The organism is Nocardioides sp. SRI_004 (assembly GCF_057586415.1).
In genome coordinates, this window is record NZ_JBYCZV010000013.1 from 54823 (window position 1) to 77152 (window position 22330).

The window sequence follows — 22330 nt, forward strand, 5'->3', positions numbered from 1 at the left end:
CGACCCAGCGCCCCTCCTAGCATCGATGAAACACCCGTAGAAACGAGGTAGGACCCGTGTCCCAGAACCTTCCGGAAACGCCCACCGCCGAGGACCTCCAGAGGTTCGTCGAGGAGAACGGCATCAAGACCTTCAAGGTCGGTGCCGTCGACATCGACGGACTCTGGCGAGGCAAGCGGATCGCGGCGCCCTACTTCCTGGAGAGCGTCGCCAGCAAGGGAACCAACATTTGCAACATCCTCTTCGGCTGGGACATGCAGGACGTCTCGATCTCCGACCTGACCTACACGGGATGGCACACCGGATACCCCGACATCACACTCCTGCCGGACCTGTCCACGCTGCGGCTGGTCCCCTGGGAGCCTGGAACGGCCTCGGTGATCTGCGACATCTACTCCATCGACGGCACCCCGCTCGAGCTCTCCCCGCGCCAGGTGCTGCGCCGGGTCCTGGCCCAAGCCGAGCAGGCCGGCTACTCGGCCAAGTGCGGCTACGAGCTCGAGTTCTACATGCTCAAGGGCACCCCGGACGAGCTGGCCTCACGCGGCTACCGAGACCTCGAGACGTTCACGCGGGGCAACCACACCTACAGCGTCTACCGGGACACCGCATCCGAGCACATCCTCGGCGAGATCCGCGAGCAGCTGGCGGCGTACGGCATCTACATCGAGGCCAGCAACAGCGAGCACGGTCCTGGCCAGTTCGAGGTCAACATGCGCTACTGCGATGCGCTGCACGCCGCGGACGGGGCAATGCTGCTCAAGAGCTCCGTCAAGGAGCTGGCTGCGCGCCACGGCTACACCGCTTCCTTCATCGCGAAGCTCTCGTCGGACTGGGCAGGCTCTTCCGGGCACTGTCACCAGAGCCTGGTCGGACTGGACGGCTCGCGAGCCTTCGCCAACCCCGATGACGAGGACAACCTCAGCGCAGTCGGCGAGTCCTACATGGCCGGTGTGGTCGAGCTCGCGAAGGAGATGACGGCCTTCTACCTGCCGACCATCAACTCCTACAAGCGAACCGAAGGCGCCACGTGGGCAGGCTCGAGCGCCACCTGGGGATTCGACAACCGCACGGTCGCGCTGCGTGCCATCCCGGGGGCCGGTCCGTCGGCCCGGATCGAGAACCGAATCGCTGGAGCGGACGCCAATCCCTACCTCGTGATCGCGGCGAGCATCGCGGCTGGTCTTCACGGGGTTCAGAAGGGCCTCACGCCGCCCGCACCGATTGCCGGCAACGGCTACGAGCAGGCGGGCAAGGACACCGTCCTGCCGCAGACCCTCGACGAGGCGCTTCGAGTTCTGGAGACGAGCAACACCGTCCGAACCCTCCTGGGCGACACCTTCGTGGACCACTTCTTGGCCACTCGGCGCTGGGAGATCCAGCAGTTCCGAGCCGCGGTCACCGAGTGGGAGGTCGCGCGCTACCTCGAGCACATCTGACATGCAGGTTCCCCGTACGCTGGTGCTGAGCGCTGACCACTGGCAGTCTGAGTGGTTGGAAGGGGGCACGGTGGGAAGCAAGGGCACGCCGCGAGAAGCTGACGTCGAGGCCCTTCGTATCGCCCTCGCCGCCTCCGAGCGGCGAGCCGCGACTCTTGCCGAGCTCACGTCGCTCATGAGCGAGGGTCGTGACGCGATCGCCCTTGCCCAGCGTGCGGTGGAACTGACCGCGCGGGCCACGAAGGCCGCCGGTGCCTTCGTCTACTTGTGGGACAAGGACGACGAGCGGATGGTGCTCCGCGTCGCCACCGACGGCTGGCAGCGTCGACACCTCGACAGCATCCGACTCCGCCTCGGCGAAGGAGTCACCGGATGGTCCGCCCTGATGCGTCAGACGGTGTTGGTGCCCAAGGACCCGTTGCAAGACCCGCGGTTCAAGGCGTTCCCCGAACTGCGTGAATCCACGTTCAAGTCCATGGTCGCTGTCCCGATCGTCGCTCCGGGTGAAGAGGTTCTGGGGGTCTTCTCCCTCTACGCGCCGACCGAGGAGGCGTTCAGCGCCAGCGACGTCAGCTTGGCGACAGAGGTCGGCTCACTGCTCGCCAGCGGTCTCGTCCAGGCAGAGACGCTGACCAAGCTCCAGGTCCAGTCGACGGCCGCCCGCTTCCTGCACGACCTGCCGGACCAGGCGTGGAGTTCGCTCACCCAGTGCCTGCGGGTGATGGCCCAGCACTGCGCCGTCGACCTCGACGCAGACCTCTGCTCGCTCGAGGTCACGACCGACCGCACGCACGGGCAGGGTTCGCTCCACGTCGTCGCTGCGTCCGAAGCCTTCTGCGAGGAGCACAGCGACGTCGTACGTGCAGGCGAGCAGGACAAGACCAAGCTCGCGCAACTGCTGGCACCCCTTAGCCCCTCACGGTTGCGGATCCCCTTGGGCGTGGCTGCACCGATCGGCGCCGTCACGGTCTTCCGGACGCGGCGATTCTCCCCCGAGGACGAGGTGCTCCTCGAGGCCATTGGTGCACAGATCGCCGCCGGCGCCCTGTCGCTGATCGGGGCCGAGGCGCTGCGCCCTGCTCGGGACCGGTTGCTCGCAGCGGGGGACGCGGAGACCACCGAGAACCTGCTCCTCGCCCTTGGATGGAAGCGTCGGGCGACGACGCCCATCGTGCTCCGGATGACCGCTGCTGTCGGGACTGTCCCGGCAGAAGTGGATCGGCTCCGGGTGACGCTGGCTGAAGCACTGTCCGAGCCGGGACGCCGGATCGAGCTGCTCGGCGACGCCGGACACTTCTTGATACTCGTCGAGACTCCGGACGTGCAGGCGCGCACCGCCCTTGCCGAGCGGCTGGTCGAGCTCGGCCGTCGGCCGAGCATCCGGATCACGGCGGGAGTGGGCCCGGTCGCGGGCGCGCTCCGAGACGTGCACCGGTCGTTGCGACAGGCGACCCTCGCCTCGCAGTGGGCGGTCCTGGCGGGGCCGGACGTCGGTGTCGTCCGGTTCGAGGACGTCGTCCATCTGCGCATGCTGCCCTCTGCAGCCCTGGACATGGCGGACTCCCTGCGCTCGGTCCTCGGCTCGCTCGGTTCCGTCGTGGCCTACGACCTCGAGAACGGGACCGAGCTGTCGCACACGCTCGAGGCCTTCTTCGCCAACAGCGGGTCTGTCGCGCGGGCGTCGGAGGCTCTGTTCATTCACCGCAACACCCTGCGTCAGCGTCTCCAGCGAATCGAGGAACTGATCGGGCAATCGCCCGAAGCGTTCGACGACTGGATCTCGGCGGGCCTCGCCGCTCGCCTCGTTCGGATGAGCAGGGCCGAGCTGGCCCAGGGCTCGCCGGCCCGCGGCGCAGCCAAGTGCCCGAACGGTGTCACCACCATTGGCAAGGCCTGCTGTGGTGTCACCTCGGCGTGCGTGATGACCGCCAAGCGGACCTGAACCTTTGCCGGCGTTGAGTGCCGCCGATCACATCGTGGTTTGCGAGAGTGGTCGTCACGGCCATAACGGGTACCAGCCACGAGAGGTTGAATGGAAGGTAATCGGCGAAGGCCGACCAGCCGACCGACGTGGGGGAGCTGACCATGACGCTGGACGACTTGAGTGTGGGACTGCTGGCTGGGGACGACGCGGTACCTCCGGCCGAGTACTGCCCGGTCTCCATCGGCGCGAAGCTGCTGGGAGATCGGTGGACGCTGCTGATCATCCGAGAACTGATCGCCGGGGCTCGAGGTTTCAACCAGATCCACAGGGGTCTTCCCGGGCTCAACCGCAGTGTGATGTCCGAACGCCTGCGCAACCTCGAGCGGTCCGGACTCATCGTGCGCACCGACGTCGATGGCTCGAACCGGCCCGAGTACAACCTCACCGAAGCCGGCGAGGCGCTCACCCCCGTCATCATCGCCATCGGTGAGTGGACGATCGACTGGCAGTTCCCTGCCCCGCGGGAGGAGTTCGTCGACGTACCGCTCCTCCTGTGGCGGATGTACCAAGGGCTCGATCCCGAAGCGCTGCCGGGCCGTCAGGTCAGCATCGAGTTCCGATTCCCCGACACCGACCCGTCTCGTGGCTGGATCCACATGGACAAGAAGTCGTCCGGAGCTTGTGTCGGCGCCCCGGACCGGGAAGTCGACGTCGTCGTGTGTGCTCGACCGAAGGTGCTCTACGAAGCCTGGTACGGGTTCAGGAACTTCCGGACGGCGATCGACGACGGCTTGATCGAGATCGCCGGCGCGCGGTACGCCGAGCGCGAGTTCCCGAACTGGTTCAAGCGGAGCTATTTCGCTCCGAGCATCGAGGGCAGCAGCCGCCGGCTGGGCTGACTCGTCCCCCCAAAGACACGAGCCAGCCCGACCAGGAGCTCAACTCGACGCGATGATCGCTCCGCCGACAGGGAAGTGGTCGGCGAACAGACCGGGGCCGCCGTGGAGGAAGGGCTCCTCCATCGGGATCTCCTCGGGGGAGGGGTCCGGTTCGGGGTTGTGTCCATGCGAGAGCTCGACCATGACGGGCGCGAGATCGGCGAAGTCGACCGTCACGCCGGCGTGTTCGAACGGCTTGCTCTCGAGCAATGTGTAGTTGACCCTCGTGTCGAAGACGCCCGCGCGCCCGTCCATCTGGAAGTACTCCTCGGCACGGTAGGTCGCCACCAGGTCGCCGGCCATGAAGGCCTTCCGGTCGTTGAACCGTCGTGATCCGTCTGGCGCGGCGTCGTAGTAGATCCGGAGTCGGGTCTGGGACGAGGACCGGCCGATGGTGGTGCCTTCGATGGTGTCGTCCCCGGTCACGAAGCCTTCCATGAGGAAGCCGCTACGCACCGCGACGAGGTGTGCGCTCTGGGCGCCGCGACCGTGCGCCGCGACTGTGGCGGGGTCGAAGAGTGAGATGTCCTCCCCGAAGAGCGGGCCCTTCGCGTCGGCTGCGGCGTAGATGACGAAGCGTCCTTCGAACCGGACGCCGTCGACCTCGCCCGGCGGATGTCCTTCGAGGCGACCCCGCCCTGCGATCTGCAAGGCCAGGCGGGTGGTGGGAGAGGTCATGGGTGGGCTCCGTTCGAACGAGATGGGTAGCGATGCATCTCGGTCAACGTAGGTCGCCCGCCGGCGTCGGCCTACCGAAAATCGGTCCGGATTCCGTACTAGTGACGTTTCTCGCCGCGGAACTACCTTCGCTGGAACATCCGACCCACCGGCGACCCATGCGAAGCCGGATGCCCGTCCTGGTGGGCAACCCGAGGAGTTCTGCATGACCCAGGCATCAACGTCTCCCAACTCGATGCGGCGTATCGCCGCAGCCGGTCTACTCGGAACCACCGTCGAGTTCTATGACTTCTTCATCTTCGGAACCGCGGCTGCGCTCGTCTTCGGTTCCCAGTTCTTCCCCGCGCTCGGTGACAACGCGGCCACTCTGGCCTCGCTCGCCACCTATGCGGTTGCCTTCGTGGCTCGCCCCTTCGGCTCGATCCTCTTCGGTCACTTCGGCGACCGCATCGGCCGCAAGGCGACCCTCGTCTCGACTCTGTTGCTGATGGGCGCCGCCACCGTCGCGATCGGCCTCCTTCCGACGGCCGCGAGCATCGGTGCGGCCGCCCCGATCCTGCTGATCACCTGTCGGATCCTGCAGGGCCTGGCCGTTGGCGGCGAGTGGGCCGGAGCGGTACTTCTCACCGGAGAACATGCCCCGCCCAAGCAGCGCGGGTTCTACGCGCTGTTTCCGCAGCTCGGCCCGGCTCTTGGTCTCGCGCTCGCCATGGCGACCTTCCTCGCCGCACACCTGATGATGAGCCCGGAGGCATTCCTCGACTGGGGCTGGCGCCTCCCGTTCCTCGCGAGCCTGGTGCTCGTCGTGATCGGTCTCGTCGTGCGGCTGCAGATCGAGGAGACGCCGAGCTTCAAGGCCATGACGGAGACCAAGACGGTCGCGAAGAACCCGCTGTTCGACGTCGTCAAGATGCAGCCCCTCCAGCTCATCCTCGGCGCTGGTTCGCTGTCGATGGTCTTCGCGCTGTTCCACACCGGCGCCACCTTCCTGACCAGCTACGGCGGCGCCACCCTGCTGCTCTCGCGCACGACCGTCCTGACGGGCGGCATCATCGGGGCGATCGTATTCGCGGTCTTCATCGCAGCCTCGGCGATGTACTCCGATCGGCTGGGCCGTCGCCGCGTGACAATCACTGCCTGCGTCATCGCGATCCCGTGGTCCCTGGTGCTGTTCACCGTTGTCGGCAGCGGCGGTGCCTTCGCCTACATCCTCGGCGTCTCCATCACCCTCGCGATCGCAGGCATCGGCTACGGCCCGGTCGGCGCCCAGCTGCCGGAGCTCTTCAAGACCCGCTACCGCTACACGGGCGCCGGAATCGCCTACAGCCTGGCAGGTGTGCTGGGCGGCGCCATCCCGCCGGTCGTCGCTGAGGCCGCGATCCCGCACTGGGGAACCGGTTTCGTCGGCTACTACCTGGCCGGCTACGCCGTCCTCAGCCTCCTGTGCCTCCTGGCGATCAAGGAGACCCGCGAGGTGGCCATGGACGACTCGACCGAGACGGCGGGCAACGCCGTGGTGGTCGAGGTCTGAACGGTCGCATCGGGCGACCACACAACAACCAGAGAGGCAATGCTCCCAATGAAACTCACCTCTAACGTGCGTCGGCGAGTCGGGGTGGTCGCCACCGCCCTGCTGGTCCCGCTGGTTGGCGTATCCGTGGCCTCGGCCCCGGACGCCGCGGCAGACGAAACGGCCCAGCTCACTGTCGAGCAGGCGCGGACCAAGATCTTGGGCCCCGGTTGGGACGATCCCAACACGGTCCGGGTCCGGTCCATCGGCAACACGACCCAGTTGTTCTCGTTCGGCGGCACCGTTCTGCTGTCCGACTCAACCATTGAGGACCAGCTGACTGACACTGGTGCCAATCGGAATACCAACGGCTACGTCAGCCTGGAGGACGTGATCGCGGCCAAGCCCGTAGCGATCCTGCAGAACCACATCCACTTCGACCAGAACCACAACGCCGTCGCGCTGGCCGTCGACGGTGGCATCCCTCTGGTCACCGACCTCGGTGGCTGCCTCTTCACCAAGGTCACGGCCATCAAGCTCGGCAAGGACCCCGCCAAGCTCAAGTGCAACCTGCTGCGCGATGCCAAGGGCAAGCCCTTCTTCACCGGCGACTCCTGGGCCGGCGGTCTGCCGTACCTCGGACAGGGTCTTGACCTGGGGCTCGAGGACCTTCTTGGACCGGTCCTTGGCCAGCTGCCGCTGAACCTGCTCGGTCAGGAGATTGACCTCACCGCCTTCCTGCGGTTCAACGACTTTGGTGACAACGCATGGCCGGAGAAGCCGATCCCCGGTCTCAAGGAGATCCGGGCCGTCCAGGTCAAGCACACGCCGTCGTTCATCGGTCGGCCCTACCCCGAGAGCCTGTCGGGCGCCCAGCTGAGCATTGACCAGAACATCAAGGACATCATCGAGGACTACGCGAGCAACCCGACGGCGATCGCGCAGAGCATTTACGAGCAGTACGCGCCGTTCGACCTTGAAGGCTCGAACGTCGCCTGGGTCCTGCGATACAAGGACTTCAGCATCGTCCAGCACGGATCGACGGGAGCGACCAACAACCTCGAGCCCGGAGCCAAGGAGATTCGCGAGGCGCTGGAGAAGATCGGCGACACGGACCGTGTAGACCTTGAGATCGGCGGTGTCGCCGAGATGACGTTCTTCACGGACGCCAATTACTTCGCCGACAACAAGGGCTACGCGAAGGCGATTGGCGCCAAGAGGTTCATGCCGACCCATCACTACAACTGGTACCCGCTGTGGCTCACCAATCCTGCCTCGAAGTACTGGCCGGGACTGTCCAAGACCTTCGCTGACGGCAAGGCCGAGGCCGGCGACGCGTTCCCCGACCTGTGCTTCCTGACCGAGGACAACTACGCCACGCTCTGGGACGTCAAGGTCAACACGTGGGCGGGCAACGCCAAGGGCACGATGCGGCCGATGACCGGCCCGGGCTGCTACACCGGCGGTCCTGTCGAGTTCTACGAGAACAAGACCAGCTGACGGTTCACGTCCGAGGGGTCACTGGTGATGATGTTGAGGCACACGATGTCTGATGGATCGTTGTGGCGACGGGTGCGCTGCGTGGGGGGAATCGTAGTGGTTCTTCTCGTGGCGCTGGTCCCGCTGCTGGTCCTGCCAGCGAACGCTCACCGTGACCCCACCCTCGTCGTCCGGCTGACCGGGATTTCCCCGGCTCAGCCGGATGGCGTGGCCATCGAGGTCGTCGACGACGAGCTGACGTACTTCGTTCTCGGTAACGAGTCCGTAGACCCTGTCTATGCACTCGATCCCGACGGCAACCCGTATCTGGAAGTCTCGGCCCGCGGCACCTTCGGTGATATCGATTCACGCTACCTGCGCGCCTCGCCCAAGAACCGTGAGAGTGCCAAGGTCGTCGAGAGACCTTGCTGCAAGACCGACGGAACATGGGTGCGCCTCACGTCGAAAGCGTCGTGGATCTGGCCGGACCCTCGGCTTGATCCCGTCCTTCGCGACGATTCCAAAGACCAGGAGCGCGGCCTTGGCGCCCTCTCTTCGGAACCGCTCGCTAACTGGTCTGTCAGGTTCCGCGGCGTGGATGGCGAGTTCGAGGTCAGGGGCGTCGTCGAGCGGAAGCGGGTGGGCAAGGTCGTCACTACTGTCACGTCTTCACCGCCCGAGCTGCAGGTCGACATCATCGAAGCGCGGCCGCCCCAGATCCGGATCGGCACCGGTCAACACAAGGTCGAGATCCTCGACCGATCGAACCACCCTTATCTCCGGGTCTCCCCGCAGGGTGCCTACGGCAGCAGGAGCAGCGAGGACTACCAGGCGAATCTCCGGGCGCTGCTGCTTCCGGAAGACCGGGGAACCGGGTGGGCGCCGATGGCCGGAAGTGCACCCGGATGGCTCACGTGGGGTGAGCCACGCCTCGACTACAGCGCTGACATCCCCACCGCGTCGTCCGACGAGCAGAACCTGGTGATCAACCGATGGACGATTCCGCTCACGATCGATGGTCGGAGGGCCGAGATCACCGGGGAGTCTGAATGGTCTGCTGTCGATCCACCCGTTCTGGACCCGCCTGTTCCCGGCGACGGGTTCTGGGCGGGTGACGCGAGAGCGTACGCCGTGGCAGTAGCCCTGACGGCCGCGGTCGCGGCCTCCTACCTAGCAGCGCGACTGAGAAGAAGGCGAACTGATGCAAGAACTGATGCAAGAAGGTAGGCGTTGGGGCCACAAGACGGCCCATGTGTTCGTTCTGGCGGCGCTCGTTGGAACTGGGCTGTCCGGTTGCGCAACGGACGGCGGATCGGGCAAGGAGGCCAAGCCGACGATCACCGATCCGACCGAGCTCGTGGACGCAACCGCGATCAAGTTCGAGGACGGCGAGCCGTACGAGGCCCAGCACCTCGAGGCGACCCAAGGTCAGTTCCTCTTCCTGGCCGTCAACAGTGACATTGCGGGACAGCTCGATCTCGAGGGAGATGAGTCGGTGAGGCAGTCGGTCAAGCCCGGCAAGGTTGCGACCGTAGTGGTGAACGCAGCCGAGAACGGCGAGTTCGATCTGACCCTCCGCCACGGCGATGAGGTCACGGTGCTTGCGACGGTTGAGGTGGGCGAATGAACGTCCCCGCCGTCAAGGCACTCGGGGGCGCGATATGGGCGGCCCTACTGCTCGTTCTCACCGCTTGGGCGTGCTCGGTCGACGATCCGGACCCGAACCCGTCGTCCGCGGAGAGCCACTCGCAGTCCGATGATGGACCTGGAGTGAGCGGGCAGCCGCGGTTGATCGAGGTTCGTGGCGGCGAGGTCGTGGGCGGAGCTCAGGAACTCGAAGTCAGCCTGGGTGCCTCCGTGACCGTCGAGGTGCTTTCTGATGAGGCCGACGAGATGCACGTCCACGGCTACGACTTGACGGAGGACCTCCAGGCTGGCGTGCCGGGAACGGTGACGTTCGATGCTGACATCCCCGGCGAGTTCGACGTCGAGTTGGAGGACCACCATCTGTCCCTGATCGTGCTTCGTGTGCGATGAGGGGGCTGGTCGAGGCCGTCAGCGGCGGCGAGGTCCTCGCTCACGGGATCGGCGGCCGATCCGACCTGCCGGTCGCGCCTTGGTTGGCCACGTACGCGGGTGTCGCCGTGGTGGCGGTGTCGTTCTTTGCTGCTACGGCGCTGTGGGCGAAACCGCGATGGGAAGACGCGGGCGGTGAGCTCCGACTCGCCACCGTGGAACGAATCGTGGACTCCGCGCCAGCTCGTGTGGCGCTGCGGCTGCTGGGCCTGCTGCTCCTGACCGTCTTCCTGTGCGTCGGGTGGATGGGGCCCGATGACTACGGTCGAGCGAACCCCGCGCCTACGTGGTTCTACGCGTGGTTCTGGGTGGGGCTCGTCCCCTTGTCGCTGCTTCTTGGCCCGGTCTGGAAGCGCCTCAATCCGCTTCGAGCTGTCGCGTCCACTCTCACCTTCCTGAACCCGGCACCGGTCCGGCTGCCGTCGGCCACCGGTATGTGGCCGGGGGTGGTTGGCCTCGTAGCCTTTCTTTGGCTCGAGCTCGTGTACGACGGCGCTGCTTCACCTTCGACCGTTGCCTGGTTCGTCTTCTGGTACGCCGTGGTCCAGATCGTCGCGGGAGTTGTGTTCGGCCCCACGTGGTTCGACCGGGGAGACGGATTCGAGGTGTACGCGAACATGGTGGCGAGAGCGGCACCTCTGGGGCGCAACCACGGCGGCCGCATCGTGCTGCGCAACCCGATGCGGGGCATCGCCATGACGCCGGCAAGTCCTTCTCTGACTCCCGTGGTCGTAGTGATCCTCGGGTCGACCGTGTTCGACGGAGTCAGCAGGTCCTCCTGGTGGGCGGGACGGGTCGCCGACACCGGGCGCGCCGAGTACCTCATGATCGGCACCCTCGGGTTGGTGGGCTCGGTTGCCGCGGTCGGGGCGACCTTCGGAGCTGCCATGCTCCTGACCCGGCGCTTCGTCTTACGCGACCGCGCGGACGCGCGGGGTCTGGCCGCCCTGTTCGCGCCGTCGCTCATCCCGATCGCGATCGGCTACACCGTCGCCCACTACCTGTCGTTCGCGCTGTTCCAGGGGCAGCAGGGCTACTTGCTGGCCAACGACCCGCTCAGCAAGGGTTGGGACCTCTTCGGTCTGCAGGGAGCCGCCGTCGACTACACGGTGCTCTCCACCTCCCAGATCGCGTTTATCCAGATCGCGGCGATCGTGATCGGTCATGTGGTGGCGGTCCTTGCGGCTCACGACCGTTCGCTCGCGGTACTCCGGAGCGGCGAAGGCATGCGGGGCCAGTATCCGCTTGTCGCCGTCATGATCGCCTACACCGGCGGCGGGATCATTCTCTTGGCTGGAGGCTGATCCTGCCGCGGCCGGCTGCTCAGCCGAGGACGAGGAGAAGGTCGCCGCCCTCGACGGCCTGTGTTTCGTTGATCGCGAGTCGAGTGACGGCTCCCGCCCGCGGCGCCGTGATCGCGGCCTCCATCTTCATCGCCTCGATCGTTGCGACGTGATCCCCGGGCTTGACGATGTCTCCGACATTGACGAGGAGAGTCACCACGCCCTGGAAGGGCGCCGAGACTTGGCCCGGGTTGGCAGGGTCGGCCTTCTCGGTTGACGCCGTCGCGGTCGCAACGCACCGGTCGCGGATACTGAGCCGCCGGAGCTGACCGTTCAGACGACACATGACGGTCCTGTATCCACGTTCGTCGGCCTCGCCGATGGCCTCAAGCCCGATGAGCAGGCGGCGACCGTGCCCGAGATCGATCGCGTGCTCGGTTTCTGGCTGGAGGCCGTAGAGGTACTCAAGCGTGGGAAGAATCGATACGTCACCGTGCTTTGCCCGTGCGGCGTTGAAGTCGGCGGTCGGACCCGGGAATAGCAGCCGGTTGAGGGTACGACGACGCACCGATCGGTCAGCGGTCGCCAACGCCGTGGCGTCCTCGTCGGACAGCACCGGCTCGGGCGCCGTCCACGACTTGCCGTCCAGTGCCTTGGAGCGGAACGGCTCGGGCCAGCCGCCGGGCGGGTCGCCGAGCTCGCCGTTGAGGAAGCCGACGACGGAGTCGGGGATGTCGAAGCGGCCGGGCTCGGCCTCGAACGCGGCGGGGTCGGCGCCGGCGGCGACGAGGGAGAGCGCGAGGTCGCCGATGACCTTCGACGACGGCGTCACCTTGGGGACGTTGCCGAGGATCCGGTTGGCGGCGGCGTACATGTCCTCGACCTGCTCGAACTTCTCGCCGAGGCCGAGCGCGATGGCCTGCTGGCGCAGGTTGGAGAGTTGGCCGCCGGGGATCTCGTGCGTGTAGACGCGGCCGGTCGGGGCGGGGAGCCCGGACTCGAAGGGCGCGTAGAGCCGGCGGGTCGCCTCCCAGTAGGGCTCGAGCGCGTTGACGCCGTCGAGGTCCAGCCCGGTGGACCGCGAGGAGTGGTCGGTGGTGGCGACCAGCGCGGACAGGGCCGGCTGCGATGTCGTACCGGACATCGAGGCGCAGGCCGCGTCGACCGCGTCCACGCCGGCGTCGATCGCGGCGAGCAGGGTGGCGAGCTGGCCGCCCGGGGTGTCGTGGGTGTGCAGGTGCACGGGCAGGTCGAAGCGCTCGCGCAGCGCGGTGACCAGGGTGCGCGCGGCGGGTGCGCGCAGCAGGCCGGCCATGTCCTTGATCGCGAGCACGTGGGCGCCGGCGTCGACGATCTCCTCGGCCAGGCGCAGGTAGTAGTCGAGCGTGTAGAGCTTCTCGCCGGGCGAGGACAGGTCGCCGGTGTAGCAGAGGGCGACCTCGGCGACGGTCGTGCCGGTCTCACGGACGGCCTCGATCGCGGGCCGCATCTGGGAGACGTCGTTGAGGGCGTCGAAGATCCGGAAGACGTCGATGCCGGTGGCCGCGGCCTCCTGCACGAAGGCCTGCGTCACCGCGGTCGGGTACGGCGTGTAGCCGACCGTGTTACGTCCGCGGAGCAGCATCTGCAGGCAGATGTTGGGCACGGCCTCGCGCAGCGCGGCGAGCCGCTCCCACGGGTCCTCGGCGAGGAAGCGGAGCGCGACGTCGTAGGTCGCGCCACCCCAGGCCTCGAGCGACCACAGCTCGGGGGTGAGCCGGGCGACGTGGTCGGCGACGCCGAGCAGGTCGATGGTCCGCACCCGGGTCGCGAGCAGCGACTGGTGGGCGTCGCGGAAGGTGGTGTCGGTGACCGCGACGCCGGTGCGGGCGCGCAGCTCGGCGGCGAAGGCCTCCGGGCCGACGGCGAGCAGCTGCTGGCGGGAGCCGTCCGGCACGGGGAGCGACAGGTCGAGCGCGGGCAGCTTGGACGACGGGTCGACCGAGGCCCGGGCGGCGCCGTACGGCTTGTTGACGGTCACGTCCGCCAAGTAGTCCAGCAACCTGGCTCCTGGGTCCCCCGTGACCCGCGCTGCGAGCAGCTCGGGACGCCGTTCGATGAACGACGTTGTGATGGCCCCGTTGATGAACTCGGCGTCGGCAAGTAGGGCGGAGACGAACGGGACGTTGGTCTGCACCCCGCGGATCCTGAACTCGTCCAAGGCGCGGCGGGCTCGGCGGACGGCATCGGTGAAGGAGGCTCCGCGACACGTCAGCTTCGCGAGCATCGAGTCGAAGTGGGGTGACACCTCCGCTCCCGCGTTGACGGTCCCCGCGTCCACCCGCACGCCAGGCCCGCCAGGGGCTCGATACCCAGTGATGACGCCGGTGTCAGGACGGAAGCCGTTGGCGGGGTCCTCGGTGGTGATCCGGCACTGCAGCGCAGATCCTCGAAGACGCACCTTGTCCTGGCGCAGTCCGAGGTCGGCAAGCGTCTCGCCGGCCGCGATCCGGATCTGCGACTGGACCAGGTCGACGTCGGTGACCTCCTCGGTCACCGTGTGCTCGACCTGGATGCGGGGGTTCATCTCGATGAAGACGTAGTTGCCGGCCGGGTCGAGCAGGAACTCGACCGTGCCGGCGTTCTTGTAGCCGATCTCGCGCGCGAAGCGCACGGCGTCGGCGCACATCCGGTCGCGGATCTCCGGGTCCAGGTTGGGCGCCGGCGCGATCTCGACGACCTTCTGGTGGCGGCGCTGCACGGAGCAGTCGCGCTCGTAGAGGTGGATGACGCCCTCGTCCGTGCCGGTCCCGTCGGCGAGGACCTGCACCTCGATGTGGCGCGGGTCGACGACGGCCTGCTCGATGAAGACCGTCGGGTCGCCGAAGGCGGCCTCGGCCTCGCGCATGCAGGTCTCGATCGCCTCGCGCAGCTGCGCACGGTCGTCGACGCGGCGCATTCCGCGACCGCCGCCACCGGCGACGGCCTTGACGAACAGCGGCGCCGGGATCGCCTCGGCGGCGGCCACGAGGGCGTCGACGTCGGTCGACGGGTCCACGCTCTGCAGTGTCGGTACGCCGGCGGCCTTGGCCGCCGCGATCGCGCGGGCCTTGTTGCCGGTCAGCTCCAGGACCGTCGAGTCCGGGCCGATGAAGGTGATCCCGGCCTCGGCGCAGGCCTCCGCGAGCGCCGGGTTCTCCGACAGGAAGCCGTAGCCGGGGTAGATCGCGTCGGCCCCGCAGGCCACCGCCGTCGCGACGATGGCCTCCGGGTCGAGGTAGGCCCGCACCGGGTGCCCCCGCTCCCCGATCTCGTAGGCCTCGTCGGCCTTGAACCGGTGCTCGGACCATCGGTCCTCGTACGCGAACACGGCGACCGTCTTCGCACCGACCTCCCACGCGGCGCGGAAGGCGCGGATCGCGATCTCGCCACGGTTGGCGACAAGGACCTTCTTGAACATGACTCTCCTGGCTGTGCGTTGGACATGCAGAAGCGGCGCCGGCGCGGTCCGTGACTGGAAGGGTGAACCGCGCCGACGCCGCTGGTGTGCCGGCGTGACGCCGGCGCTGGCGGCTCAGGCCAAGACCGAGTCGAGCTCCGTGAAGTCGATGCCGACGGCGTCGGCAACCGGCTTGTTGGTGAGTTCGCCAGCGTGCGTGTTGAGGCCGAGCGCCAGGCTGCGGTCGTCGCGGCAGGCCTGCGCCCAACCCTTGTCCGCCAGGGCAACCGTGTAGGGGAGCGTGGCGTTGGTCAGCGCGTAGGTCGAGGTGTTCGGGACTGCGCCGGGCATGTTGGCCACGCAGTAGAAGGTCGAGTTGTGGACCTGGTACGTCGGGTCGGCGTGCGTCGTTGCGTGGCTGTCCTCGAAGCAGCCGCCCTGGTCGATGGCGATGTCGACGAGAACGGAGCCCGGCTTCATCTGGGCGACGAGCTCGTTCGAGATGAGCTTGGGCGCGGCGGCACCGGGGATCAGTACGGCACCGATGACCAGGTCGGCCTGCCTGACCTGCTGCTCGAGGGTGAGCCGGGACGACGCGAGGCCGTGGACGCGATTGTTGTAGCGCCAGAACGACATCCGCAGCTTGTCGAGGTCGGTGTCGAGCAGGGTCACGTCGGCGCCCATGCCGAGCGCGATGTTGGCGGCGTTCTGACCGGAGACGCCAGCGCCGATGATGACCACCTTGGCGTTCGCGACGCCACCTACGCCGCCCATGAGCACGCCACGGCCACCCTGGGCCTTCATCAGTGCGTGCGCGCCGACCTGGGGCGCGAGGCAACCGGCCACCTCGGACATTGGGTAGAGCAGCGGCAGGCCGCCGCTCGGCAGCTGGACGGTCTCGTAGGCGATGCCGGTGACCTTGCGGGCGAGCAGCTCTTGGGTGAGCGGCTTGTCGGCAGCGAGGTGGAGGTAGGTGAAGAGGGTCTGGCCCTCCTGCATCCGTGTGTACTCCTCCGCGATGGGCTCCTTCACCTTCAGGACCATCTCCGCCGAGCCCCACACGTCATCGGCGTTGTCGAGGATCTTGGCACCGGCGCCGACGTACTCGGCGTCGGTGATCGAGGAGCCGAGACCGGCCCCGGTCTGGATCACGACGTCATGGCCACGCGAGACCAGCTCGTGCACGCCGACGGGCGTGATGGCCACCCGGTACTCGTGGTTCTTGACTTCCTTGGGGACGCCGATCCGCATGATTCCTCCAACTTGGGACGTGTGCTTGCGCGGATCAGTGTGGGTCGGAGGCACCGTCTCCCGGACAGTCCAGCGGCGCACACACCTGCGGGTCGATGTGTTCGGCAGGGCTATACGTGGCGTGGGTCACGCGGCCTAGTTTCAGCGAGTCCGAACACCGGCTCGTCCCATCGGGGTGACGCGCCCGACCATCCGAGGAGGATGTCCAGATGGGCCAGATCTCCGCATCCCAGTCCGGGGCTGGGAGCGTCTCCACACAGCTTCTCCGCAGCTCGATCAACTTCCTGCACATCGTGCTGATGGTGACTGCAGCCGCGGCACCCCTGGTCGTCGCGTCGACCTACATCCCGATCTCGATGGCGGCCGGCGCGGGCATGGCGACGGCACTCACCTACGCCGCCACCACGGCCATCCTGCTGATCTTCTCCGTGGGCTTCGCGCAGATGGCGAAGCGGATCACATCTGCTGGCGCCTTCTACACCTTCTCCGCACAGGGCCTCGGGCGTCCGATGGGGCTCAGCGTCGGCTTCGTGGTCCTTGCGGCGTACAGCATGATCTCCGCCGCGATCGTCGGTGGCTTCGGCTTCTACGGCTCCGCACTCCTTGATGAACACTTCGGCCTTTCGGTCCCCTGGTACTGGGTGTCGATCACCGGACTCGTCCTTATGTTCGCGATCTCCTACTTCAGGGTCACCTTCACCGCTCGCATCCTCGGTGTGCTGCTTGCCCTCGAGGTGCTGGTCGTGCTCGTCGTCGCTCTCGCGACGGTCTTCTCCGGTGGCACCCAGGGGCAGCAGCCGGAGGCGTTCAACCCGGGCGAGTGGGGTGCTGCCCCGGCGGTCGGCATCGGCTTCTTCCTGGCCTTCTGGTCGTGGATCGGGTTCGAGACGACGGCGATCTACGGCGAGGAGACCCGCGACCCGAAGGAGAGCGTCCCGCGCGCCACTTACATCGCAGTGCTGACGCTCGGCATTTTCTACACGTTCGTCGCGTACGCCGGCACGGTCGGCTTCGGCGATGACTCGCCAGCTCAGGCGGGCACGCTCATTGACCAGTACTTCTTCGTCCTGGCCGACTCTCACACGTTCGGCTTCATGCGGACGTTGATGGACTTCCTCGTGGTCTCCGGGTTCTTCGCCTGCGCGTTCGCGTTCCACAACAACGCTTCGCGGTACTTCTACTCGTTGGGTCGTGACGGCATCTTGCCGCGGGCGCTGGGCCGCACCCACGAGCAGCACAAGTCTCCGCATGTCGCGGCCGGCGTACAGGCGACGATCGCGATCGTCACCGTTGCCATCTTCGCAATCGGTGGGGCCGACCCGTTGGTCCACCTCGCGACCTGGCTGCCGATCTTCTGCACACTCGCGGTGCTGCTGGTGCAGTTCCTCGTCTGCCTGGCGGTGATCGGCTACTTCAACCGAGTGGGACGGGTCACTGGCGCCGATTGGTTGAAGACGCTCGCTGCGCCGGCCGTGGGCGCGATCGCGCAGGGGGTCGTCATGTACCTGCTGGTCAACAACCTGAGCTTCCTCGCGGGAGGTGAGGTGAGGGTGGTCAAGCTGATCCCGCTCTACGTCGCTGTCATCGCCGCGGCTGGGTTCCTCTACGCCCTGTGGCTGCGCTCGCGCGACCCCGACCGCTACGCGACCATCGGCGACCTGCACGACGACGAGCTCGAGGAGCTCTTCGTCGACGAGCAGTACGTCGAGTCCGGCCTGGAATCCGAGCGCCGCGGCGACTGAGGACCTTCCAGGCACTCAACCCCGGGTGGCAGCGGCTGGGGGGGTCGCCGCCACCCGGGGCTCTTTCCAACGAGGAGACCCAACGTGACGAGTGCCACGAGCACCACATCCGAATCCCTGCACCGCGTGGTCGTGATCGGCTCCGGCTTCGGCGGCCTGTTCGGCGCCCGGGCGCTCCGGCACTCCGACGTCGACGTCACCATGATCGCGAAGACGACGCACCACCTCTTCCAGCCGCTGCTCTACCAGGTGGCGACCGGCATCCTCTCCGAGGGCGAGATCGCGCCCCCGACGCGCGAGGTCCTGGCGAACCAGAAGAACCTCCAGGTCCTGCTGGGCGAGGTCACCGGGATCGACCTCGCCGCTCGCGAGGTGAGGTCGAGCGCCCGCGGCGAGGAGCTCGTGACGCCGTACGACTCCCTCATCGTCGCCGCCGGTGCCGGTCAGTCCTACTTCGGCAACGACCACTTCGCCGAGTTCGCCCCCGGCATGAAGAGCATCGACGACGCCCTCGAGCTGCGCGGCCGGATCTTCGGCGCCTTCGAGATGGCCGAGCTCGGCGCCGCTCGTGGGGAGAACGTCGACCACCTGCTGACCTTCGTGGTCGTCGGCGCCGGCCCGACCGGGGTCGAGATGGCCGGCCAGATCGCCGAGCTCGCGCACCGCACGCTGACCCGCGACTTCCGCGCGATCAGCACCCGCCAGGCCCGGGTCATCCTCGTCGATGCCGCGCCCCAGGTGCTGCCGCCGTTCGGCGCCAAGCTCGGCAAGTGGACCCAGGAGAAGCTCGAGAAGCTCGGTGTCGAGGTGCTGCTCGGTGCGATGGTGACCGATGTCGACGAGCGCGGCCTGACCGTGAAGTACAAGGACGGGAGCGAGCAGCGCATCGAGGCCGTCGCGAAGGTGTGGGCGGCCGGTGTCCAGGCCAACTCGCTCGGCCAGCAGCTCTCCGCGCAGACCGGGGCGCCGCTCGACCGCGCCGGCCGGATCTCGGTCAACCCCGACCTGACCCTGCCGGGCCATCCCGAGGTGTTCGTCGTCGGCGACATGATCTCGCTCGACAACCTCCCCGGCGTTGCGCAGGTCGCCATCCAAGGGGGAAACCACGCTGCGAAGCTCATCAATCGGCGTGTGAACGGCTTCCCCCGTGACGACCCGTTCCGCTATCACGACAAGGGCTCGATGGCCATCGTCGGCCGCTTCCGCGCGGTCGCGATGGTCGGCCAGCTCCGCCTCACCGGGATCGTCGCGTGGCTGATGTGGTTGCTCGTCCACCTCTTCTACATCGTCGGGTTCAAGAACCGTGTCACCTCGGTGATGGATTGGTCGGTCTCCTTCCTCGGCACAGGTCGGTCCGAGCGGACCTTCACCGAACAGCAGATCTTCGGACGACTCGCGCTCGCGCAGGTCGCAGAAGAAGCTGCTGGCCGTGGCTTGCGTCCCTGTGTGGAAGAACGCAGCGACGAAGACCTGGTGGGTGCTGGGAAGTCGTGACGACGGAGACGGCGGCGCCTAGCGAACGGGCGGCGAGCCTCGCTCACACCGAGGACTGGCGACTTCGCAGCGCCTGCCTCGACGAGGACGGTGATCTCTTCTTCCCGGTTGGTGACAGACGAGCGGCTCAGGCGCAGTTCGAGGAGGCGCGCGCGTTCTGTGGGCGCTGTTCGGTGAGCACCCGGTGCCTGCTGTTCGCTCTCGAGGTCGGGGCAGAGTTCGGCATGTGGGGCGGTACGACGCCGGGCGAGCGGCAGCGCGTCGCCCGCCGTGCCGAGGATCTCGAACGTCGCCGACGCCATGCGAGATTCAGCGCCGTTGGACATGTGGCGGTCGTGCACAGCCAGATCCGTTGAGGGGTGCACCGCACACGTTGTCGCTCCCGTAGAGCGCGACGACCATCAAGTACCAGGAACCGCGTTATGCGGCGACCCAAGTAGCAGCTCTACAGGAGACGGACGTTGCCCACCACCATCACTGCCGCAGTCCTGCGCGAGGTCGGAGCTCCGCTGGGCCTCGAGTCCGTCATGATCGACGACCCGCTCGACGCCGAGGTGCTCGTCCGGGTCGAGCGTGTGGGGCTCTGCCACAGCGATCTCCACTACGTCCACGGGTCCCTGTCGATCGACCTTCCGACAGTGCTCGGCCACGAGGTGGCCGGCGTCGTCGGCAGGGTCGGTGCTGCGGTGACTCGCTTCTCGCCGGGTGACCGAGTCGTCGCCACCGTGACGCCTGCGTGTGGCACGTGCGACCAGTGCCTGCGTGGACGTCCCACGCAGTGCCAGCGCGTGGACGTGGTGCGATCTCGCCGGCGACCGAAGCACTGGCTGCCCGATGGTTCACCGCTGGGGGCACTCGGAGGGGTGGGTGCCTTCGCTGAGGCGATTCTCGTCGGTGAACACTCGCTTGCGAAGGTAGACGATGTCATCCCTGCCGATGTCGCCTGTTTGCTTGGCTGCTGCGTCACGACAGGTGTTGGTGCGGTCGTGCACGGCGCGTCTGTCGGCCCAACTGACACTGTCGCCGTGATCGGCTGCGGGGGAGTCGGGGTCTCCGCCATCCAAGGCGCCCGCATCGCAGGTGCGCGCCGGATCATTGCCGTCGACGCGAAACCGGCGAAGGTCGAGAGCGCAAAGCGGTTCGGTGCGACCGACGGCGTCGTTGCCGGCACCAGCGCAGAGGAGACGGTGGCCGCCGTTCGTGCGCTCGTCCCTGCAGGGGTCGACCACGCCATTGAGGCCGTCGGGCGCACGGCGACGGCCGAACTGGCCTTCGCCTGTCTCGCTCCCACTGGCGCGGCAACGATCCTCGGCCTGATGCCGGAAGGGGCGCGTCTCTGTTTGCCTGCGGACGAGTTGGTGTACGGCGATCGCACTGTCCGCGGTGCCTACATGGGCGCCAACCGCTTCCTGAGCGACGTCGCCATGTTCACGGACCACTACCGGGCGGGGCGACTCGACCTCGACGGCATGGTCACCAGTGTCATCGACTTCGCCGACATCAACAGCGGTCTCACCGCCATGGGCGATCCCGACACCGTTCGGATCGTCGTCGACCTCACCCGCGCCGGCGCCTGACTCCGGCATTCCCCAATCGCCTCAGACAGGAAGCCGACGATGGCAGTGAGCAACGCCCCCAAGGAACAGATCGACTACATCGACGGCGCGTGGATCGCGCCGGCGCACCAGCTCCCAGGGACGCTCGACGACCCGAACACCGGTGAAGTTCGACAGCGGCAGGTCGCAACGGACCCGACGGGTGTCGAGCGCGCTCTCGCCGCCGCCCATTCCTTGCACGTCGATGGCGCCTGGGAAGCCGCTGGGGTGGAGGCGCGGGTCGCGCTCCTCGACCGGCTCGCCGACGGCCTCGATGCCCGCTCGGACGAGATCGGCTTCGAGGACGCGATGGGCAACGGCAACCCGCTGCGCGTTGCGACCCAGATGGCTGGGTATCTCGGTCCGCGCGTGCGCTCGGCCCGGGACCAGTTGCTCGAGGTTGGCACGGGACGCCATCTCGACGGCAACGGACGCCCGGTCCGCCTGATGCGGCGCCCCCTGGGACCTGCGGCGGTCCTCGCGCCATGGAACGCGCCGACGTTCGTCGGCGTCGCCAAGCTGGCGAGCGCGCTCGCGGCAGGTTGCCCGGTCATCCTCAAACCCTCGGAGTGGGCGCCCGCAGGCTGTCAGATCGTGGCGGAGGTGCTGGCCGACGCCGTCGGCGAATTGGATCTTCCGCCAGCTGTCTTCCAGTTGGTCCACGGCGCCGCGGCGGTCGGGGCGCAGGTCGTCAGCGACCCGCGGGTCCGAGCCGTCTCCTTCACCGGCGGTGGGTCCGGCGGGCGGGCTGTTGCTGCGGCAGCAGCACCTCACTTCGCGGCTCTCCAGCTCGAGCTCGGTGGCCACAACCCGGCGGTCGTCCTCCGGGATGCCGATGTGCGGCTCACAGCCGCGGCTCTGGTCGACGGCATGACAAAGCTCAACGGTCAGTGGTGCGAGGCTCCCGGCAAGGTGATCGTGCACGAGTCCCGTCACGACGAGCTGGTGGACGCGATCCTCGAAGAGCTCAACTCCCGCACGGTCGGGCACTGCTTGGAGGACACGACCGACGTGGGGCCGATCGCGCACTCCGCGCACCGCGACCACCTCGTCGGCCGCATCGACGACCTGGTCGCCAGGGGTGGGAGGGAGCTCACCGTCAACGAGCTCCCCGACCTGTCCGGCTGGTTCCTCGCTCCGACCCTCGTGGTCGGCGTTCCGGCGGAGGACTCGACCGCGGAGTTGTTCGGTCCGGTCATCTCCGTGCATGCCTCGCAGAGCGACGACTTCTCCGTGGCCGCGGCAGCTGGTCCGGAGACAGGGCTCGCCGGCTTCGTGTTCGGCGCCGACGTCGACCGAGCGCTGCGTGCCGCGGCGCGGGTTCCCGCAGGCGAGGTCCGGGTCAACGGCTGCAAGCTCGCGGACCTGGCTGACGGTTCCGAGCAGACATTCTGGAACTCGGCGGGTGTGGGTGGCCACGGACCGACGGACATGGTGCGCTTCTTCCAGGGCAGCCAAGTTGTCGGGCTCGATGACCTGACCCTTCCGATCTGATGAGCGATG

At 67.6% G+C, this 22330-nt stretch carries 17 protein-coding genes; 14 read left to right on the forward strand and 3 right to left on the reverse strand.

Annotation, left to right across the window (positions count from 1 at the left end; all coding sequences use genetic code 11):
- Positions 1-56: 56 nt before the first annotated feature.
- From AC2YHB_RS17770 to AC2YHB_RS17780, 3 genes are all read left to right on the forward strand, one after another.
- Entirely contained in the window at positions 57-1439 is a 1383-nt protein-coding gene (locus AC2YHB_RS17770; RefSeq protein ID WP_487354369.1) for a glutamine synthetase family protein, read from the forward strand.
- 1 nt (position 1440) lies between these two features.
- Positions 1441-3381, forward strand: a complete 1941-nt coding sequence (locus AC2YHB_RS17775; RefSeq protein WP_487354370.1) for a helix-turn-helix domain-containing protein — start codon at positions 1441-1443, stop codon at positions 3379-3381.
- 143 nt (positions 3382-3524) lie between these two features.
- Complete coding sequence (locus tag AC2YHB_RS17780) at positions 3525-4262, forward strand: winged helix-turn-helix transcriptional regulator (RefSeq protein WP_487354371.1); 738 nt, start codon at positions 3525-3527, stop codon at positions 4260-4262.
- A 39-nt stretch (positions 4263-4301) separates the two neighbouring features.
- On the opposite strand, the gene AC2YHB_RS17785 is transcribed toward AC2YHB_RS17780, so the two are convergent.
- Entirely contained in the window at positions 4302-4979 is a 678-nt protein-coding gene (locus AC2YHB_RS17785) for a hypothetical protein (RefSeq protein ID WP_487354372.1), read from the reverse strand.
- 205 nt (positions 4980-5184) lie between these two features.
- On the opposite strand from AC2YHB_RS17785, the gene AC2YHB_RS17790 reads away from it, so the two are divergent.
- From AC2YHB_RS17790 to AC2YHB_RS17815, 6 genes are all read left to right on the forward strand, one after another.
- Positions 5185-6510 (forward strand): MFS transporter, encoded by a 1326-nt coding sequence (locus tag AC2YHB_RS17790; RefSeq protein ID WP_487354373.1) that lies wholly within the window; start codon positions 5185-5187, stop codon positions 6508-6510.
- A gap of 84 nt (positions 6511-6594) precedes the next feature.
- The gene (locus AC2YHB_RS17795; protein ID WP_487354374.1) at positions 6595-7989 is read left to right on the forward strand and encodes a hypothetical protein; all 1395 of its coding nucleotides are present in this window, start codon (positions 6595-6597) and stop codon (positions 7987-7989) included.
- Between the two features lie 108 nt (positions 7990-8097).
- Positions 8098-9195, forward strand: a complete 1098-nt coding sequence (locus AC2YHB_RS17800; protein ID WP_487354375.1) for a hypothetical protein — start codon at positions 8098-8100, stop codon at positions 9193-9195.
- Positions 9170-9595: a hypothetical protein gene (locus AC2YHB_RS17805; RefSeq protein ID WP_487354376.1), complete on the forward strand. Its 426-nt coding sequence runs from the start codon at positions 9170-9172 to the stop codon at positions 9593-9595. The genes AC2YHB_RS17800 and AC2YHB_RS17805 overlap by 26 nt, the downstream gene beginning before the upstream one ends.
- Positions 9592-10005, forward strand: coding sequence for a hypothetical protein (locus AC2YHB_RS17810; protein ID WP_487354377.1), 414 nt, complete (start codon positions 9592-9594; stop codon positions 10003-10005). Before AC2YHB_RS17805 ends, AC2YHB_RS17810 begins: the two co-directional genes overlap by 4 nt.
- Positions 10002-11348, forward strand: a complete 1347-nt coding sequence (locus AC2YHB_RS17815; protein WP_487354378.1) for a hypothetical protein — start codon at positions 10002-10004, stop codon at positions 11346-11348. Before AC2YHB_RS17810 ends, AC2YHB_RS17815 begins: the two co-directional genes overlap by 4 nt.
- A gap of 19 nt (positions 11349-11367) precedes the next feature.
- Here the strand turns inward: AC2YHB_RS17815 and AC2YHB_RS17820 are convergent, their stop codons facing one another.
- Both AC2YHB_RS17820 and ald read right to left on the reverse strand, forming a co-directional pair.
- Positions 11368-14766 (reverse strand): pyruvate carboxylase, encoded by a 3399-nt coding sequence (locus tag AC2YHB_RS17820; RefSeq protein WP_487354379.1) that lies wholly within the window; start codon positions 14764-14766, stop codon positions 11368-11370.
- A 114-nt stretch (positions 14767-14880) separates the two neighbouring features.
- The gene (gene ald / locus AC2YHB_RS17825) at positions 14881-15996 is read right to left on the reverse strand and encodes an alanine dehydrogenase (protein ID WP_487354380.1); all 1116 of its coding nucleotides are present in this window, start codon (positions 15994-15996) and stop codon (positions 14881-14883) included.
- 209 nt (positions 15997-16205) lie between these two features.
- Between ald and AC2YHB_RS17830 the strand changes: the two genes are divergently transcribed.
- The 5 genes from AC2YHB_RS17830 (at position 16206) to AC2YHB_RS17850 (ending at position 22321) form a co-directional block, all read left to right on the forward strand.
- Complete coding sequence (locus tag AC2YHB_RS17830; RefSeq protein ID WP_487354381.1) at positions 16206-17738, forward strand: APC family permease; 1533 nt, start codon at positions 16206-16208, stop codon at positions 17736-17738.
- Between the two features lie 84 nt (positions 17739-17822).
- A complete protein-coding gene (locus AC2YHB_RS17835; RefSeq protein WP_487354382.1) occupies positions 17823-19232 on the forward strand; it encodes an NAD(P)/FAD-dependent oxidoreductase in 1410 nt (469 codons plus the stop codon).
- Positions 19229-19588 (forward strand): WhiB family transcriptional regulator, encoded by a 360-nt coding sequence (locus AC2YHB_RS17840; RefSeq protein ID WP_487354383.1) that lies wholly within the window; start codon positions 19229-19231, stop codon positions 19586-19588. Before AC2YHB_RS17835 ends, AC2YHB_RS17840 begins: the two co-directional genes overlap by 4 nt.
- A gap of 105 nt (positions 19589-19693) precedes the next feature.
- Positions 19694-20809 carry an alcohol dehydrogenase catalytic domain-containing protein gene (locus tag AC2YHB_RS17845; RefSeq protein ID WP_487354384.1) on the forward strand — a complete coding sequence of 372 codons (1116 nt, stop codon included), beginning with the start codon at positions 19694-19696 and terminating at the stop codon, positions 20807-20809.
- Between the two features lie 39 nt (positions 20810-20848).
- Positions 20849-22321, forward strand: coding sequence for an aldehyde dehydrogenase family protein (locus AC2YHB_RS17850; RefSeq protein ID WP_487354385.1), 1473 nt, complete (start codon positions 20849-20851; stop codon positions 22319-22321).
- Positions 22322-22330 lie beyond the last annotated feature (9 nt).

Coding starts and splice junctions, on each gene's coding strand:
- AC2YHB_RS17790 (WP_487354373.1), top strand. CDS start 5,185: ATGACCCAGGCATCAACGTCTCCCAACTCGATGCGGCGTATCGCCGCA.
- AC2YHB_RS17785 (WP_487354372.1), bottom strand. CDS start 4,979: ATGACCTCTCCCACCACCCGCCTGGCCTTGCAGATCGCAGGGCGGGGT.
- AC2YHB_RS17805 (WP_487354376.1), top strand. CDS start 9,170: ATGCAAGAACTGATGCAAGAAGGTAGGCGTTGGGGCCACAAGACGGCC.
- AC2YHB_RS17810 (WP_487354377.1), top strand. CDS start 9,592: ATGAACGTCCCCGCCGTCAAGGCACTCGGGGGCGCGATATGGGCGGCC.
- ald (WP_487354380.1), bottom strand. CDS start 15,996: ATGCGGATCGGCGTCCCCAAGGAAGTCAAGAACCACGAGTACCGGGTG.
- AC2YHB_RS17820 (WP_487354379.1), bottom strand. CDS start 14,766: ATGTTCAAGAAGGTCCTTGTCGCCAACCGTGGCGAGATCGCGATCCGC.
- AC2YHB_RS17815 (WP_487354378.1), top strand. CDS start 10,002: ATGAGGGGGCTGGTCGAGGCCGTCAGCGGCGGCGAGGTCCTCGCTCAC.
- AC2YHB_RS17780 (WP_487354371.1), top strand. CDS start 3,525: ATGACGCTGGACGACTTGAGTGTGGGACTGCTGGCTGGGGACGACGCG.
- AC2YHB_RS17775 (WP_487354370.1), top strand. CDS start 1,441: ATGCAGGTTCCCCGTACGCTGGTGCTGAGCGCTGACCACTGGCAGTCT.
- AC2YHB_RS17830 (WP_487354381.1), top strand. CDS start 16,206: ATGGGCCAGATCTCCGCATCCCAGTCCGGGGCTGGGAGCGTCTCCACA.
- AC2YHB_RS17850 (WP_487354385.1), top strand. CDS start 20,849: ATGGCAGTGAGCAACGCCCCCAAGGAACAGATCGACTACATCGACGGC.